This window comes from Streptomyces sp. SGAir0957 (assembly GCF_043523415.1).
The window spans coordinates 6110619-6127338 of the sequence record NZ_CP027293.1 but is presented as its reverse complement, the minus strand read 5'-3'; the positions used below and the strand labels follow the sequence as shown (position 1 = coordinate 6127338).

Annotated in this window: 13 protein-coding genes; 6 read left to right on the top strand and 7 right to left on the bottom strand. The window is 72.9% G+C overall.

What is annotated here, in order from left to right; translation table 11 throughout:
* Positions 1-3: 3 nt before the first annotated feature.
* The 4 genes from C1N81_RS32535 to rsmH are packed head-to-tail and all read right to left on the bottom strand — an operon-like array spanning position 4 to position 5385.
* Positions 4-1677 carry a UDP-N-acetylmuramoyl-L-alanyl-D-glutamate--2,6-diaminopimelate ligase gene (locus C1N81_RS32535; RefSeq protein WP_394434884.1) on the bottom strand — a complete coding sequence of 558 codons (1674 nt, stop codon included), beginning with the start codon at positions 1675-1677 and terminating at the stop codon, positions 4-6.
* 58 nt (positions 1678-1735) lie between these two features.
* A complete protein-coding gene (locus C1N81_RS32530; protein ID WP_394434883.1) occupies positions 1736-3706 on the bottom strand; it encodes a peptidoglycan D,D-transpeptidase FtsI family protein in 1971 nt (656 codons plus the stop codon).
* 4 nt (positions 3707-3710) lie between these two features.
* On the bottom strand, positions 3711-4403 hold the full coding sequence (locus tag C1N81_RS32525; RefSeq protein WP_394434882.1) for a septum formation initiator family protein: 693 nt from the start codon (positions 4401-4403) through the stop codon (positions 3711-3713).
* A gap of 25 nt (positions 4404-4428) precedes the next feature.
* Complete coding sequence (rsmH, locus tag C1N81_RS32520) at positions 4429-5385, bottom strand: 16S rRNA (cytosine(1402)-N(4))-methyltransferase RsmH (RefSeq protein WP_394434881.1); 957 nt, start codon at positions 5383-5385, stop codon at positions 4429-4431.
* 410 nt (positions 5386-5795) lie between these two features.
* Here rsmH and C1N81_RS32515 point away from each other — a divergent pair, with 410 nt between their 5' ends.
* From C1N81_RS32515 to C1N81_RS32500, 4 genes are all read left to right on the top strand, one after another.
* On the top strand, positions 5796-6341 hold the full coding sequence (locus C1N81_RS32515) for a beta-class carbonic anhydrase (protein WP_394434880.1): 546 nt from the start codon (positions 5796-5798) through the stop codon (positions 6339-6341).
* Between the two features lie 184 nt (positions 6342-6525).
* Entirely contained in the window at positions 6526-7563 is a 1038-nt protein-coding gene (locus C1N81_RS32510; RefSeq protein ID WP_394434879.1) for an AAA family ATPase, read from the top strand.
* Positions 7563-8960: a DUF58 domain-containing protein gene (locus C1N81_RS32505; RefSeq protein ID WP_394434878.1), complete on the top strand. Its 1398-nt coding sequence runs from the start codon at positions 7563-7565 to the stop codon at positions 8958-8960. The genes C1N81_RS32510 and C1N81_RS32505 overlap by 1 nt, the downstream gene beginning before the upstream one ends.
* Complete coding sequence (locus C1N81_RS32500; RefSeq protein ID WP_394434877.1) at positions 8957-11353, top strand: transglutaminase TgpA family protein; 2397 nt, start codon at positions 8957-8959, stop codon at positions 11351-11353. Before C1N81_RS32505 ends, C1N81_RS32500 begins: the two co-directional genes overlap by 4 nt.
* Positions 11354-11436: 83 nt before the next feature.
* Here C1N81_RS32500 and C1N81_RS32495 read toward each other — a convergent pair whose 3' ends face one another.
* From C1N81_RS32495 to C1N81_RS32485, 3 genes are all read right to left on the bottom strand, one after another.
* Entirely contained in the window at positions 11437-11844 is a 408-nt protein-coding gene (locus C1N81_RS32495) for a DUF3040 domain-containing protein (protein WP_363193917.1), read from the bottom strand.
* Between the two features lie 274 nt (positions 11845-12118).
* The gene (locus C1N81_RS32490) at positions 12119-12940 is read right to left on the bottom strand and encodes a methyltransferase (protein ID WP_394434876.1); all 822 of its coding nucleotides are present in this window, start codon (positions 12938-12940) and stop codon (positions 12119-12121) included.
* A 98-nt stretch (positions 12941-13038) separates the two neighbouring features.
* Positions 13039-13593: an SAV_6107 family HEPN domain-containing protein gene (locus tag C1N81_RS32485; protein ID WP_394434875.1), complete on the bottom strand. Its 555-nt coding sequence runs from the start codon at positions 13591-13593 to the stop codon at positions 13039-13041.
* A 164-nt stretch (positions 13594-13757) separates the two neighbouring features.
* Between C1N81_RS32485 and C1N81_RS32480 the strand changes: the two genes are divergently transcribed.
* Both C1N81_RS32480 and C1N81_RS32475 read left to right on the top strand, forming a co-directional pair.
* A complete protein-coding gene (locus tag C1N81_RS32480) occupies positions 13758-14633 on the top strand; it encodes an ATP-binding cassette domain-containing protein (RefSeq protein WP_394434874.1) in 876 nt (291 codons plus the stop codon).
* Positions 14605-16689, top strand: a complete 2085-nt coding sequence (locus tag C1N81_RS32475) for a YhgE/Pip family protein (protein ID WP_394434873.1) — start codon at positions 14605-14607, stop codon at positions 16687-16689. Before C1N81_RS32480 ends, C1N81_RS32475 begins: the two co-directional genes overlap by 29 nt.
* Positions 16690-16720 lie beyond the last annotated feature (31 nt).

Genomic DNA, 16720 nt, shown 5'->3' with positions numbered 1-16720 from the left:
ACTTCATCCCTGGGTCTGCTCGATGGCTTCGCGAAGCACCTGGCGGTCGTCGAAGGGACGCACCACCCCGGCGATGTCCTGGCCCTGCTCGTGGCCCTTGCCCGCGACGAGCACCGTGTCGCCGGGCCGTGCGCGCGCGACGGCGGCGGCGATGGCGGCGGTCCGGTCCTCGAAGACGGCGACGTCGCCGCGCTCGTGCGCGGGCACGTCGGCGGCGCCGGCCAGCATGGTGGCGAGGATCGCGAGGGGGTCCTCGCCGCGCGGGTTGTCGGAGGTGAGGATGGCCGTGTCGGCGAACCGCGCGGCGGCGGCGCCCATCGGCATCCGCTTGGTCCTGTCGCGGTCGCCGCCGCAGCCGAGCACGATGTGCAGCTTGTTCTCGGTGACCTTGCGCAGGGCCCGCAGGACGGACTCGACGGCGTCGGTCTTGTGCGCGTAGTCGACGACGGCGAGGTAGTCCTGGCCGGCGTCCACGCGCTCCAGGCGGCCCGGTACGCCGGGCACGGCGGCGACGCCGTCGGCGGCGGTCTGCGGGTCGATCCCGGCGACGGCGAGGGTGACGATCGCGGCAAGGGTGTTCGCGACGTTGAAGGCGCCCGGCAGCGGCGCCTTGGCGGCGAACCGCTCGCCCTTGGGGCTCACGACGGTCAACGTGGAGCCGAGCGGCCCCACTTCGACGTCCTCGGCGCGCCAGTCGGCGTCGGGGTGCCCCTCGGCCGAGAAGGTCACGACGGGCACTTCCGACTCGCGGACGAGCCGGCGCCCGTACTCGTCGTCGAAGTTCACGACGCCCTGTTTGCTGCGTGCACGCGTGAACAACTGCGCCTTCGCCCGGAAGTAGTCCTCCATGTCGGAGTGGAACTCCATGTGCTCCGGGCTGAGGTTGGTGAAGACCCCGATGTCGAAGACGCAGCCGTCGACCCGGCCGAGCACCAGGGCGTGGCTGGAGACCTCCATGGCGACGGCGTCGACGCCGCGCTCGCGCATGACCGCGAACAGCGCCTGCAGGTCGGTGGCTTCGGGCGTGGTCCGCTCGGACTTGATGCGCTCGTCGCCGATGCGCATCTCGACCGTGCCGATGAGACCGGTGGAGCGGACCGCCTTCAGACCGCCCTCGACGAGGTACGCGGTGGTGGTCTTGCCCGACGTGCCGGTGATGCCGAGCTGGAGCAGGTCCTTGCCCGGGTGGCCGTAGATCGTGGCGGCCAGTTCGCCCATCCGCGCGCGCGGGTTGTCCACGACGAGCGGGACGAGCCCGGCCTCGGCGACGCGCTCCGCGCCGGCCGGGTCGGTCAGCGCGGCGACCGCGCCGAGCGTGGCCGCCTGGGCGGCGTAGTCGGCGCCGTGCGCGCGGGCGCCCGGCAGGGCCGCGTACAGGTCGCCGGGGCGCACCGCGCGGGAGTCGTGGGTGATGCCCGTGATGCTCGGGCCGCTTTCGCCCGCGTCGGTGGTCCGGGGTGCGGGGACACCCAGCTGATCTGCCAGTTCCGCGAGGGGCGTGGCGGAGACCTCGACCGGCCGCGGCGGCCCGGGATATGTCACGGGTGCGCCCTTCTGGGTGGTTTGGGACTGATCAGCGTGTGGCACGGCGGTGAGCGTACCGGGCGGACCCCCCGCTGAGCGAAGCGAGGGGCGTGGCGGGAGCTGGTTCCCGGAGTCGGAGGTGATGGTTGTCACGAGCTCTCAGGCTGTCTGGTGCGGGTGGGGTGATCATGGACACGGTGGTTCCCGGCCGTCATGGCTGGAACGTGACGGGAAGGCGGGCGGACTTGGCGCCCGTGGGCGGTACTTGGAGGGTCTTCAGCGCGAACTCCATGACCTGCTTGTAGATGGGGCCGCAGATCTGGCCGCCGAAGTAGCTGCCCTTGGTGGCGTTCTGGATGGCGCAGTAGACGGTGACCCGCGGCTTGTCGGCGGGCGCGAACCCGGCGAAGGACGACGTGTACCCCTTGTAGCGGCCGGTGGCCGGGTCCACGCGGTTGGCCGTACCCGTCTTGCCCGCGACGCGGTAGCCGGGGATGCGCGCCTTGGTGCCGGTGCCTTCCTCGTCGTCGACGACGGACTCCAGCATCCTGGCGACCGTCTTCGCCGTCTTGGCGCTGACGACCCGGGTCTCCTTGGGCCGCGGGGCGGGCCGGAACCGGCCGTCGGCGTCCTTCGCGCCGCGTACCAGCGTCGGCTCGATCCGTACGCCGTCGTTGGCGATCGTCGAGTAGACGGAGGCGGCCTGCATGGCGTTGATGGAGAAGCCCTGTCCGAACGGGATCGTGTACTGCTGCGACGTCGACCACTTGGCGGGCGGCGCGAGGATGCCGGAGGTCTCGCCGGGGAAGCCGAGACCGCTCTGCTCTCCGATGCCGAACTTGCGCAGGTAAGAGGAGAGCACCCGGTTGGCCTCCGGCTGGGTCTCGCCCAGCTCGCCGGTGGCGAGGATCGTGCCGATGTTGCTGGACTTGGCGAGGACGCCGTTGAGCGTGAGGTGCCAGGTCTCGTGGTCGATGTCGTCCTGGAAGAGCCGGTCGCCGCGGTGCAGCCGGTTGGGCACGGTGACGTGGGTCAGGGGCGTCGCCGCGTTCTCCTCCAGGATCGCCGCCATCGACATGACCTTGGCGGTGGAGCCGGGCTCGTACGCGTCCTGCAGCGCGGCATTGCCGAGCGCGGCCGGGCTGGCGTCCGAGAGGTCGTTGGGGTCGAAGCCGGGCGCGTTCGCCATGGCCAGGACCTCGCCGGTGCGGGTGTCCTGCACTATGACGTAGCCGCGGTCGGCGCCGGACTTCTTCACCTGCTGGTCGATGGCGTGCTGCGCGGCCCACTGGATGTCGCGGTCGATGGTCAGCTCGACGTCGGAGCCGGCCACCGCGGGCTGTTCGGTGCTGCCCGCGGTCGGCACCTGGCGGCCGCCGGACTGGGCGTAGCGGATCTTGCCGTTCTTGCCCGACAGCTCCTTGTTCAGCTGCTGCTCGACACCGCCGCCGCCCTTGCCGTCGGCGTTGACCCAGCCCAGTATCCCGGCGCCGAGGTCGCCGTTCGGATAGACGCGCTTGCTGCTGGGGTCGGCGAGGACGCCGGACAGGACGCCGGCCTCACGGCCCTCGGCGTTGGCCTTGTCGTTCAGCGTCGACCTGAGGTCCTTGATCTGCTTCCAGACCTGCGGCGTCTGCCGCGCGGCGAGGCGCACGTACCGCGTCTTCTCGGTCCGCAGCTTCTTCGCGATCTCGTCCGTGTCACCCCCGACGATCGGCGCGAGGAGCGCCGCCGCCTGCTCGGGGGCGTCCTTCACCTTGGTGACCTTCTCGGTGAAGAGGGTCGGGTCCGCGGTGATGTCGTAGGCGTCCACGCTGGTCGCGAGGGAGATGCCCCTGCGGTCGGTGATGCCGCCGCGCTCGGCGGCGATGGTGTGGCTGACGTACCGGTTCAGCTCGGCCCGCGCGGCGTAGGCGTTCGCGTCGACGCCCTGCACCTGGAAGAGGCGGACGACGAAGACCAGGAGGACGAGCGTGAGGCCGAGGCTCACCATCCGCAGGCGGGGCCGCGGGCTGCCCAGGCGCAGTGGGGTGCGGCTTTTCGCGGACTGGGGGCGCGGGCGCCGCGCGGCGGGGCGCGCGCCGGGTCCGGGGCGCCGCTGCTGCGGGGCGGGGCGGCGCGACGTGCCGCCGCCGCGCGCGGGTCCTGGCACGCGGCGGCGCGGAGGCTCCCTGTCGGTCATGGCGTCACCTGCCGGAGTTCGAAGGAGCGGGGGCCGTCACGGCGGGCGCCGGGGCGGCGGGGGCCGTCCCGGCGGAGGACGTCGCGGCGGGATGCGTCGCGGCGGGCGCCGTCGGCTCGGCCGGCGTGACCGGCGACGGGGTCGCGACCGGCGACGGAAGCGCGCTCGGGACCGTGACCACGGTCTCCCGCGGCGCGGGCGCCTGCTGGTACAGCGGCGCGGAGTACGCGGCCGGCTTCGGCACGCCGCGCACCTTGCCGTTCGGATCGAGGAAGGCGGGGTCGCCGCCCGGGACCATGCCGAGCTCGCGGGCGCGGCGCTGGAGGGCGTCGGGCGCCGAGTAGGAGTCGACGTCGCGCTGGAGCTGCTGCTCGTCGTCGGTGAGCTCGGTGGTCTCCTTCTTGAGCCGGCTCAGCTTGAACGATCCTTCGTTGAGCGAGGAGTTCAGCACCAGCAGCGTGATCAGTCCGCCGCCCAGGAGCAGCACGACGAGGAGGACGAACGGGGTCCGGGCCGCCTGGGCGCCGCCGGACGGGGAGACCGGGATGAGCCGCGCGAGGCGGGCGGCGCGCCCGCGCGGGGGCGCCGCGGCCTTCTTCGGCCTCCCGGCACCCTTTCCGTCCCCGGGCCCTTTGGCGCCCTGCGGGCTTCTGCCCTTGGCGGTCCTGGCCTCGTTCGAGCCGCTCCTGGCGGTCATGACCACCTCTCCACGCGCGCGTGCCTCACTCGGCGACCTCCTCGCGGATGCGCTGCGCACCCCGCAGCCGTGCCGGAGCCGCCCGGCGGTTCTCGGCGACCTCTTCCTCCGTGGGGAGTTCGGCGCCGCGGGTGAGCAGCTTGAGCCGGGGCTGGTAACGCTCGGGGACGACGGGCAGGCCCGGCGGGGCCGTGGTGGCGGCGCCCGCCGCGAAGACCTGCTTGACCAGCCGGTCCTCCAGCGAGTGGTAGGACAGGACCGCGATCCGGCCGCCCACCGCGAGCGCCTTGACCGCCGCGGGGACGGCCCGCTCCAGGACGCTCAGTTCGCCGTTGACCTCGATGCGCAGGGCCTGGAAGGTGCGCTTGGCGGGGTTGCCGCCGGTGCGCTTGGCGGCCTGCGGCAGGGAGTCGCGGATCAGCTCGACGAGCCGGGCGCTGTTGCTGAACGGCTCCTTCTCGCGCTCCCGCACGACGGCCGAGACGATGCGCTTGGCCTGCTTCTCCTCGCCGTACTGGCGCAGGATCCGCACGAGCTCGCCGGCCGGGTACGTGTTGAGGACCTCGGCGGCGCTCATCCCCGTCGTCTGGTCCATGCGCATGTCCAGCGGCGCGTCCTGGGCGTAGGCGAAGCCGCGGTCGGCCTCGTCGAGCTGCATGGAGGAGACGCCGAGGTCGAACAGGACGCCCTGGACGCGCGGGATCTCCAACCGGTCGAGGACCTCGGGCAGTTCGTCGTAGACGGCGTGCACGAGAGTGGCCCGGTCGCCGAAGCGGGCCAGGCGCTCGCCCGACAGGCGCAGCGCCTCCTTGTCGCGGTCGAGGGCGACCAGGCGGCAGGCGGGGAACGTGGCGAGCAGGGCCTCGCTGTGGCCGCCGAGCCCGAGCGTGCAGTCGACGACGACCGCTCCGGGCTCGGCAAGCGCCGGGGCCAACAGGTCCAGGCAGCGCTGGAGCATCACCGGGACATGTCGCTGACTCAAGGGGCCCTCTCAGGTCCGGCGGGGCGGTCGCACGCACTGCCGGGTCCCCGCCCGCTCGTGAAGGGGAAAGTGGTCCGTCGGCGCCGGGGAAGTGACGCCGGCCGACCCGAGCGGGAGGAGGCCGAGCCGTACGTACGCGCCGCGCACGCGGGGAGCGTCCGGCGGTGCCGGGATCTCCGTGTTGCTTCGATTTTTCGGGGTTCGGCGTCACTTTAGTCCACGGTGTCCCGCGGTCAATCAACCGGCCTGCGCGTCGCCGGGCGCGTCGCCGGATGCCGCGCACCGCGCCTTTTCACCCGTTCGGCCTGGTCGGCGCGGCCCTGTGGGGTACCTCACAACAAGCCGCCATGACGTTCTTTGTCCCGACCCACAGCGGGCTTCGCCACCCCGGGGCGATTACCGTCTCCACCATGACGACGCCTGCTTCCAGCCCCAGCCCCGACGACGCCGTTCAGGGCGCCGCCACCGTGACCGACCGTTGCATCGAGGCGAACGTGCGCTACACCGCCGCGTTCAGCGACCCCGGCCTGAGCGCGCGCCCCGCCGCCCAGGTCGCCGTCGTCACGTGCATGGACGCCCGCCTCGACCTGTACGGCGCGCTCGGCCTCCAGATCGGTGACTGCCACACCATGCGCAACGCGGGCGGCGTCGTCACCGACGACGTGATCCGCTCGCTCACCATCAGCCAGCGCGCGCTCGGCACCCGCAGCGTGCTCCTGATCCACCACAGCGGCTGCGGCATGGAGGGGCTCGGTGACGAGTTCCGCCAGGAGCTCGAACAGGAGGTCGGTCAGCGCCCGAACTGGGCCGTCGAGGGGTTCGCCGACGTCGAGCAGGACGTCCGGCAGTCCATCGAGAAGGTGCGCACCTCACCTTTCCTGCCGCACACCGATGACGTGCGCGGCTTTGTCCTCGACGTCCACACGGGCGAGCTGCGGGAGATCAAGCCCCGCTGAAACCCGACATATCGCGGCCAGTTGTCCACAGGCGAGTGACACGAACCGGTAACGCCAACAAGAATGCGGGTGTGGCACCTCGCGCGAGCTTCGGAACTTTTCGCGCGTGGTGTCCGTGTTTCGGGGAGGGCCGGTCCGCATCGCAGAGCGTCGGCCCGGGAAAGTACGGGCCGAGGAGGGCCGGGTGACGACCTATGACGATCGAGCGAGCCTCACTGATCTGACCACCACCGCGGAGCGTGTGCGCCAGTCGGTGGAGGGTGTGATCGAGGGCAAGCCGGAGGTCGTACGGCTTTCGCTGACAGTGCTGCTCGCCGAGGGACATCTGCTCATCGAGGATGTCCCCGGCGTCGGCAAGACCATGCTCGCCAAGGCGCTGGCGCGCTCCATCGACTGCTCGGTACGGCGGATCCAGTTCACGCCCGACCTGCTGCCGTCGGACATCACCGGCGTGTCGATCTGGGACCAGCAGCGCCGGGACTTCGAGTTCAAACCGGGGGCGATCTTCGCGCAGATCGTGATCGGCGACGAGATCAACCGGGCCTCGCCCAAGACGCAGTCGGCGCTCCTGGAGTCCATGGAGGAGCGCCAGGTCACCATCGACGGCAAGACCTACGAACTGCCCAGCCCCTTCATGGTGGTGGCCACGCAGAACCCGGTCGAGATGGAGGGCACCTATCCGCTGCCCGAGGCGCAGCGCGACCGGTTCATGGCCCGCGTCTCCATCGGCTATCCGAGCCCGGACGCCGAGCTGCAGATGCTCGACGTGCACGGCGGCGCCTCGCCGCTCGACGACCTCCAGCCGGTGGCGCACGCGCACGACATCGTGAAGCTGGTCGACGCGGTGCGCACGGTGCACGTCGCCGACGCGGTACGGCGCTACGCGGTCGACCTGGTCGCCGCCACGCGTACGCACCCGGATCTCAGACTCGGCGCGTCCCCGCGCGCGACGCTGCACCTGCTCCGGGCGGCCAAGGCGTCGGCGGCGCTCAGCGGCCGCGAGTACGCGCTCCCGGACGACGTGCAGGCGCTCGCCGTCGCCGTCCTGGCGCACCGTCTGCTGCCCACCGCGCAGGCGCAGTTGAACCGGCGGTCGGCCGAGCAGGTCGTCATGGACATCCTCCAGCGCACCCCGGTCCCGGCGGCCGACACGCGGATGCCCGGCTATCCCGCCCATCCCCCGATCTACGGCCAGCAGCCGCCCGGCGCCCGGGGCCTGTGATGACGGCAGGGGGGTATCCCGCGCCGGACCCCGGGGGCGGCTTCACCGGCGGGGACGGCGCGACGAACGACAAGGGCGACAAGAGCGGCCTGCGCACCGCCCTCGCCGGTCTCACCACGCGCGGCCGCTCCTTCCTCGCGGCCGGTGTGGCGGCGGCGATCTGCGCGTACGTCCTGGGCCAGAGCGATCTGCTCCGGGTCGGACTGCTGCTCGCGGCGCTGCCGCTGGTCTGCGCGGGCGTCCTGTACCGCACCCGCTACCGGGTCGCGGGCAGCCGCCGCCTCTCCCCCGCGCGCGTGCCCGCCGGTTCGGAGGCGCGCGTGCACCTGCGGATGGACAACATCTCGCGGCTGCCCACGGGCTTGCTGATGCTCCAGGACCGGGTGCCGTACGTGCTCGGGCCCCGGCCCCGCTTCGTCCTCGACCGGGTCGAGGCGGGCGGCCGCCGCGAGGTGTCCTACCGGGTCCGCTCGGACCTGCGCGGCCGCTACCCGTTGGGCCCGCTGCAACTGCGCCTCACCGACCCCTTCGGCATGTGCGAGCTGACCCGGTCCTTCTCCACGTACGACACCCTGACGGTGATCCCGCGCGTGGAGCCGCTGCCACCGGTGCGGCTCGCGGGCGAGGCCAAGGGGTACGGGGACGGGCGGCAGCGCTCGCTCGCCCTGGCCGGCGAGGACGACGTGATCCCGCGTGGCTACCGGTACGGGGACGACCTGCGCCGCGTCCACTGGCGTTCGACGGCCCGCTACGGCGAGCTGATGGTGCGCCGCGAGGAGCAGCCGCAGCGGGCCCGCTGCACGGTGCTGCTCGACACGCGCGAGGTCGCCTTCCAGGGCGCGGGCCCGGACTCGGCCTTCGAGTGGGCGGTGTCCGGCACGGCCTCCGCCCTGGTCCACATGTTGGAGCGGAGCTTCTCCGTCTGCCTCCTGACCGACACGGGCACGATGGTCCCGGGCGAGGGCTCGGACGGCTTCGCGGGCGCGGGCCAGGAGTCGGCGGACGCGGCGGGCCTGATGATGGACACGCTCGCGGTCGTCGACCACTCCGACGCGTACACGCTCTCGGCGGCCTACGACGTCCTGCGCGGCGGCAACGAGGGCCTTCTCGTCGCCTTCTTCGGCGACCTGGACGAGGAACAGGCCGCCGTGGCCGCCAAGATGCGGCAGCGCAGCGGCGCCGCCGTCGCCTTCCTCCTGGACAGCGCCTCCTGGACGCAGGGCTTCGGGACGTCCGTCTCGCAGGAGTGCGCGGAGCGGTTGCGCATGTTGCAGGAGGCGGGCTGGACCGCGGTCGTCGTGCCGCCCGGCGCGTCCGTCGCGGACATGTGGCGCCAGGCGAACCGGGAACGGACGGGGACCGTCACGGCCCCCGGCGCTACAGGGGGTTGGTCATGAGCGGCGGAGCACGTCTCTCGATCTGCGCGACACTGGCCACGTTCCTGGCCTCGTGCTCGCTGCTGCCGCTCGTCGACAGGTCCACCTGGATCATCCAGGCCGCGATCCTGCTGATCATCCAGGCCGCGGTCGGCGCGGCGGCCCGCAGGGTGCCGCTCCCGCGGCCGCTGACGGTCGCCGCCCAGGCGCTGGTCTCCCTGCTGCTGCTCACGCTCGTCTTCGCGCACGAACAGGCGCTCGGCGCGGTGATCCCGGGCCCCGAGGCGTTCCGGCACTTCGGTCTGGTCCTGCAGTCCGGCGGCGACGACATAGGCCAGTACATGATCCCGGCGCCGCTGACCGACGGCATCCGCCTGATGCTGGTGGGCGGCGCGCTGGTGATCGGGCTCCTCGTGGACATGCTCGCGGTGACGTTCCGCGGCGCGGCCCCGGCCGGTCTGCCGCTGCTCGCGCTGTACTCGGTCGCCGCCGGGCTCTCCGACGGCGGGACCGACTGGTTCTGGTTCCTGCTCGCGGCGGGCGGCTACCTCGTGCTGCTGCTCGCGGAGAGCCGCGACCGGCTCTCGCAGTGGGGCCGCGTCTTCGGTGGCACCGGGCGCGCGCCCGGCGGGGTGGCGCCGGGCCGCGACGGCGGGGGCGCCGCGGTCGCCCCGGTCCGCACCGGCCGCCGCATCGGCGTCCTCGCCCTCGGCATCGCCCTGGTCGTGCCGCTGGCCCTGCCCGCGCTCGACGGCGGCCTCCTCGGCCCGTCCGGCACCGGGGTGGGCAAGGGGTCGGGGGGCGGCGGCACCATCTCCGCGGTCAATCCGCTGGTCTCGCTGCAGAACAGCCTGAACCAGCCGGAGGACCGGACGGTGATGACGTACCGGACCAACGCCGAGCAGACGTCCGACATGTACCTGCGGATCGTCTCGCTCGACGAGTTCGACGGCACCACCTGGCGCCCCTCGGTCCGCAGCATCACCGATGTGCCGTCCCCGCTGCCGAACCCGCCGGGGCTCGGCGCGGACATCGGCAGGACCGAGATCACCACCCGGATCTCGGCGGCCGACTGGTACCAGCAGGACTGGCTGCCGATGCCGTACCCGGCGACGCAGGTGTCGATCGACGGGCGCTGGCGCTTCGAGCAGGTCGGCCGCACCCTGGTGGGCGACCACGGGCAGACCACGCGCGGGAAGTCGTACACCGTCAAGAGCATGATCGTGCAGCCGACGGCGGCGCAGCTGGCGAACGCGGGGGCGCCGCCGAACGAGCTGGCGCGCGAGTTCACCAAGGTCCCCGGCTCGCTGCCGGACGTGGTGCACCGGACCGCGCTGCGGGTCACGGCGGGCGCGTCCGACAACTACGAGCGCGCGGTCAAGCTGCAGGACTGGTTCGCGGTGAACGGCGGGTTCACCTACAACACGGAGGTGCAGGCGGGCAGCGGTTCCAGCGCCATAGCGCGGTTCCTGAAGCAGAAGGAGGGCTTCTGCGTCCACTTCTCCTTCTCGATGGCGGCCATGGCGAGGACGCTCGGCATCCCCGCGCGCGTGGCGGTCGGGTTCACCCCCGGCTCGTCGGCCGGGGACGGCAGCTACTCGGTGGGGCTGCGGGACGCGCACGCCTGGCCGGAGCTGTACTTCGAGGGCGTGGGCTGGACCCGCTTCGAGCCGACGCCGAACCGCGGCACGGTTCCGCAGTACACGCAGGACGACACCCCGGCCGGCGGCCCCAGCGACCCGGCGGCGCCCACCGAGTCGGCCTCCACGGCGCCCTCGGCATCGCAGCCGTCGTCGTCGCAGAGCTGCTCGGCGGCCCAGCTCAAGGACGGCTCCTGCGGCAATACGGCCCAGGCGGTCGTGGGCGGTCCCACGGACGGGGGCCCGCCCTACGCCACGATCATCCTGGTGACCCTGGCCGTCCTGCTGGCCCTTCTGCTGCCGCTGCTGCCGATGCTGTGGCGCAAACGGGTCAGGGCGCGCAGGCTCGGATCGTTCGGGCGCACGGACGCCGACGCCGGTCCGCGCACCCTCGCGGCCTGGCGCGAGGTGACGGACACGGCGTGGGACCACGGCATCGCGCCGGACGATTCACTGACCCCGCGCGGCGCCGCCGCGCGCGTCATCGGGGCCGGGCAGCTCGACCCGCCCGCCGCCGAGGCGGTCCAGCGGGTGGCGTCCGCCGTGGAGCAGGTGCTGTACGCGCCGCGGCCCGCCCCCGCGTTCGGTCTCGGCGAGGACGTGCGGCATGTGTGCGCGGCTCTGCACGCGAAGGCGAGCCGCCCGGCGCGGCTGCGGGCGACGCTCGCGCCGCGCTCGGCCGTCCGGGTGATCTGGGCGCTGGCCGAGCGCTGGGACGCCTTCTCGGCGGGCCTGCGGACCCGCTTCTCCCGGCCGTCGGGCCAAGAAGGCTGACGCGATTGCGCGGAAAGGGTGACCGCCTCGGGCGGTCACCCTTTCCGAACGTCAACGATGCGTGGCCCGCACGGTGGAGCCGCTCAGCGACCGCCGCCCTGCTCGTCGCGACGACGCTGCCAGCGCTGCTCGATCCGGTCCATCATCGAGCGCTTGGGTTTGGACTGGCGCCGGGCGGCCGGTGCGCCTGGCACCGCCCCCGCCGGCTGTTCGCCCGGCTTGGGGGCTTTGCGCCACCCAGTGACGGCGAGCACCGCACACCCCAGCATGACGAGGAACCCCACCACACTGATCCAGATCTGCTGCGCGACCATTCCAGCCATGAGGAGCGCGATACCCACCAGGAAGCCCGCGACTGCCTGGTAGACCCGACGTCGGGTGTACGTACGCAGCCCGCTTCCCTCAAGCGCTGTCGCGAACTTGGGATCTTCGGCGTACAGCGCTCGCTCCATTTGCTCGAGCATTCGCTGCTCGTGCTCCGAGAGCGGCACGGAGTCCTCCTCATCGTGCAGTCGCCGGGGCGACCGGGGGTCCCCTTCAGGATAGGCAGGGAATCGCCCCCGTGAAACCCGCCCCTCTACGCCAACTTCACCATTCCGGACCGCGCCACGCCGCTCCGGCTCACTGAGCGTCATTCCCCAGCGGCCGGCCCGTCATGCCGGACGGTCTACCCCGATCATACGGCGACACGCGCCCGATCGGGGGGCCTGTGGCGTACTCCATCTGCCGCTGCGTCGCTGATCAGCGGCGGCCGTCCGGAGTCGCTCAGGCCTCTTGCGCCGCTCGCTTCGCACCGAGCACATGCAACTGCGTGGCCACGGCGTGGAAGGCGGGGAGTTCGGCGGCGGCCGCCTCCAGCTTCACGAGCTCCTGGAAGGCGCCGGGTTCGGTGTCCACGAGGACCCCGGGGACGAGGTCGGCGAAGACCCGTACGCCGTGCACCGCGCCGACGTCCACGCCCGCGTCGCCGACGAGTCCGGAGAGCTGGTCGGCGGTGAAGCGCCGGGGCACCGGGTCGCCCTCGCCCCAGCGGCCCGCGGGGTCGCCGAGCGCCTGCCGGGCCTCCTTGAAGTGCCCGGCGAGGGCCCGCGCGAGGACGGCGCCCCCGAGGCCCGCGGCGAGGAGGCTGAGGACGCCGCCGGAGCGCAGCGCGCCCACCGCGTTGCGCACACCCTCAGCGGGCTCCTCGACGTACTCCAGGACGCCGTGGCACAGGACCGCGTCGTAGGCGTCGCGCTCGACGACGTCGAACAGGCCCGAGATGTCGCCCTGGACGCCGCGCACCCGGTCGGCCACGCCGGCCTCGGCGGCGCGGCGCTCCAGCGCGAACAGCGCGTTCGGGCTGGGGTCGACGACGGTGACGTGGTGACCGAGGCGGGCGACGGGCACCGCGAAGTTGCCGCTGCCGCCCCCGGTGTCGAGGACCTTCAGCTCGGGCTGGCCGCCGGTCTTGGCGCGGTCGTCGAGGGCGTCCTTGAGTACCTCCCAGACCACGGCGGTGCGCAGCGAGGCGCGGGAGCGTGAGGGGTCGGTGTGCGGCGTCGCCGTTCGAGGATGAGAGACGGGGTGGCGCGACGGGTCCGACACGGCAGCTGACTCCTCGTCGTGAACAGGTTGGGGCGCCTCCAGCCTAATGGGCCGGGACCGGCCGCCCTGCCATCCCCGCACACCGGCGCCCGCGCTGGTCACCCCGCGTCGGGCACCTCCCTGCCGAGGCCGCGTGCGGCGTCCTCGTGGCGCGGCTGGGGCAGGACCGGCTGCAGGACGAGCATCCGCTCGACCAGGCGCAGGAACATCGCCACGTCGCGCAGGAGGTCGTCGGCGTCGCGGGCGCTCGCCGCGCCGCGTATGCCCGCTTCGGCACGGGCGCGGCGGTCGGCGCCCGAGGCGAACAGGGCGCCCCAGTCGGCCAGCTCGGGGGCTATCTCGGGGAGCACTTCCCAGGCGCTCCTGATCCTGGCGCGGCGCTTGGGCGTCTCCTCGGGGCGGCCCCGCGCGGCGAGTACGGCGGCGGCAGTGCGCAGGGCGGCGAGGTGGGCCGTCGCGTACCGCTCGTTCGGCGGTTCGAGGACGGCCGCCTCCTCCAGGCCGGCGCGCGCCTGGGAGAGCAGGTCGAGGGCCGCGGGCGGGGCGCCCGCGCGGCGCAGCACGGGGTGGACGTCGCTCGCCGGTCCCGTCAGTGAGGGGGCAGGGCCGGTGGTGGCGCGGCGGCGTGCGGCGGCTGCGGGGTACCTGGCCATGACGAACCTCCTGTCGTCTGGGTGACGGCGCTGTGGCCGTATGTACCCATCGTGGGACGTACCACTGACAATCGGCTCTGACCTGGCCTTTTGCTGGGAGCAAGGGGGCGAGGTAGTTTTTGCACTGACCGGTCAGTGCAAAAAGTTGGAGGGGGTCCACGACCATGGACGGTCCAAGCGGTCCGGAGAACCCGGAGAGTCCGGAGAGTCCGGAGAACCCGGAGAGTCCGGAGAAGCCCGAGGGGCCTGACGGTCCCGGGAGCCCGGAGGATGCGGAGGGCGGTGCCGCCGTCTCCGCCGTGGAGTTCGGGGTGAAGGGGCCGCGCGGCTGGGCCTTCCGCGGCGTCGACATCGACGCGGCGCCCGGCTCACTCGTCGCGGTCGAGGGCCCGTCCGGCAGCGGCCGCACCAGTCTGCTGCTCGCGCTGACGGGACGGATGCGCTCCGCCGACGGCACCGCGACCGTGGCCGGTCACCGGCTGCCGAAGCAGATGGCCGCCGTGCGACGCGTGAGCGCGCTCGCGCACGTGCCCGGGGTCACCGATCTGGACCCGGCGCTCACCGTCGCCGAGCACATCCGGGAACGGGCGCTGCTCCAGCGCCGCTTCGACGGCTCCCTGCGCGGGCTGCTGCGCTCCCCCGCCGCGCGCAAGGCCGAGGCCCGGCAGCGGACCGACGCCGCGCTGGCCGCCGCCGGGCTCGACCTCGACGCCCTGCCCAAGGGGCCCCGTACGGCCGTCCGCGACCTGGAGCGCGTCGAGGCGCTGCGGCTCTCGCTCGGGCTCGCCCTCGTGGGCCGGCCGCGCCTGATCGCCGTGGACGACACCGACCTGAAGCTCGCCGACGCGGAACAGGACGAGATCTGGGCCCAGTTGCGGGCCGTCGCGGCGGCGGGCACCACCGTCGTCGCCGTGTGCAGCCAGGCGCCGGACACCGCGGACGTCGTCGTGTCGACCGCGCCCGAACGCCCCGCCGCCGTACCGACCACCCCCACCGACAAGGAGACGGCCGATGCGCTCGCCGAAGCTGGCCGCGCTTGAGCTCAGGCGCTTCGGCAGGGGCAAGCTGCCGCGCGCCGCGCTCGCCGCACTACTGCTCCTCCCGCTGCTCTACGGCGCGCTGTACCTGTGGTCCTTCTGGGACCCGTACGGGCGCCTGGACAAGATCCCCGTGGCGCTCGTCAACGCCGACAAGGGCGCCTCCGCCGAGGGCAAGAAGGTCAGCGCGGGCGACGACATCACCGAGGGGCTGCACGACAGCGACACCTTCCAGTGGCACGAGGTCGGCGCGGAGGAGGCCGAGCGGGGCGTCGAGGACGGCAGGTACTACCTGTCGCTGACCTTGCCGGAGGACCTCAGCAAGCGGATCGCGTCCAGCTCCGGGGACACCCCCGAGACCGGCGCCCTCCAGGTGCGGACGAACGACGCGAACAACTACATCGTCGGGCAGATCTCCCGGACGGTGTTCTCCGAGGTCCGCTCCGCCGCGTCCACGAACGCCTCGCGGTCCTTCCTCGACAAGATCTTCGTCTCCTTCTCGGACATCCATGACGAGACGCAGAAGGCCGCCAAGGGCGCGGACGACCTCGAGACCGGCATCGGCAAGGCCAAGAAGGGCTCCAAGGACCTGGCCGACGGCCTGAAGGACGCCAAGAAGGGCAGCGGCGACCTGGCGACAGGGCTGACCAAGCTCGACAAGGGCGCGGCCGACCTGGAGACGGGTTCGCGGCAGGTCTCCGACGGCACGCAGCAGCTCGCGGACAAGGCCAACGGCGCGGCCGACCAGGTCCTGCCCTTCCTGAAGGGCAACAAGAAGCAGATCGCCGACACGGCCAGGCTCGTCGCCGACTCGGCGCGGGGCGTCCGGACCAACCTCGACGACCTGGTGAAGATCGCGCCCGTCGCCCGCCAGGGCGCCCACACGGGCTCCGACCTCCTGGCCGGCGTCTACGAGCGGCGCTGCGAGAAGGCGCCGGTCGCCGACCCGGCCTGCCCGGACCTGAAGAAGGCCATGACGGCCGCCGCCGACGTCGCCACGGTCTCCGACGACCTGGACACGCTCATCAAGGACGAGCACGGCGATCTGAAGCTCATGGACAGCCACCTCAGGACGCTCCAGACGCAGTCCGAGGAGCTGGCGCGGCGCGCCCCCACGCTCGACAAGGACGTGGAGGACGCGGTCGCCCAGATCAACAAGCTCAACAAGGGCGCGGGCCAGGTCGCCACGGGCGCCCAGAAGCTGCACACAGGACTCGGCACGGCGAAGACCGGCGCCACGAAGCTCGACACCGGTGTGGGCACGCTGAAGACCGGGGCCAACGACCTGAACGGCGGCATGTTCAAGCTGGCCGACGGCTCGGGCAAGCTCGCGGGCGGCCTGCACGACGGCGTCCAGAAGATCCCCGACTACGACAAGAAGGACCGCGACCAGCGCACCGGCGTCATGGCCGACCCGGTCCAGCTCGCCTCGCACGCGCTGCACAAGGCGCCCAATTACGGGACCGGCTTCGCCCCGTACTTCATCCCGCTGTCCCTGTGGGTGGGCGCCATGGTCGCCTACATGCTGATCGCGCCCCTGAACCGGCGTGCGCTCGCCCTGGGCGCCTCGTCCTGGCGCGTGACGCTCTCGGGCTGGCTGCCGGTGGCCGCGCTCGGCCTGCTCCAGGTGGCGGCCCTGATGTCCGTACTGCACTGGGCGCTCGGCCTGGAGATGCTGCACGCGGCCGGGACGGTCGGCTTCCTGTGCCTGGTCACGGCGTGCTTCGCCGCGATCGTGCAGTGGCTGAACGCCCGGTTCGGCCCGGCGGGCCGCATCCTCGTCCTCGCCCTGCTGATGCTGCAGCTGACCTCGGCGGGCGGCACCTACCCGGTGCAGACGAGCCCCGGCTTCTTCAACGCGATCCACCCCTACCTGCCGATGAGCTACATCGTCGAGGCCCTGCGGCGGCTGATCTCCGGCGGCGGGCTCGGTCCCGTATGGCAGGCGTGCGCGGTCCTGGCGGCGTTCACCTTGGGCGCCTTGGCGCTCACCGCCCTGACGGCCAGGCGCCGGCAGGTGTGGACGCTCGACCGGCTGCACCCGGAGCTGAGCCTGTGAGCGCCCCCACACGGCGGCCTGTGAGAATCGG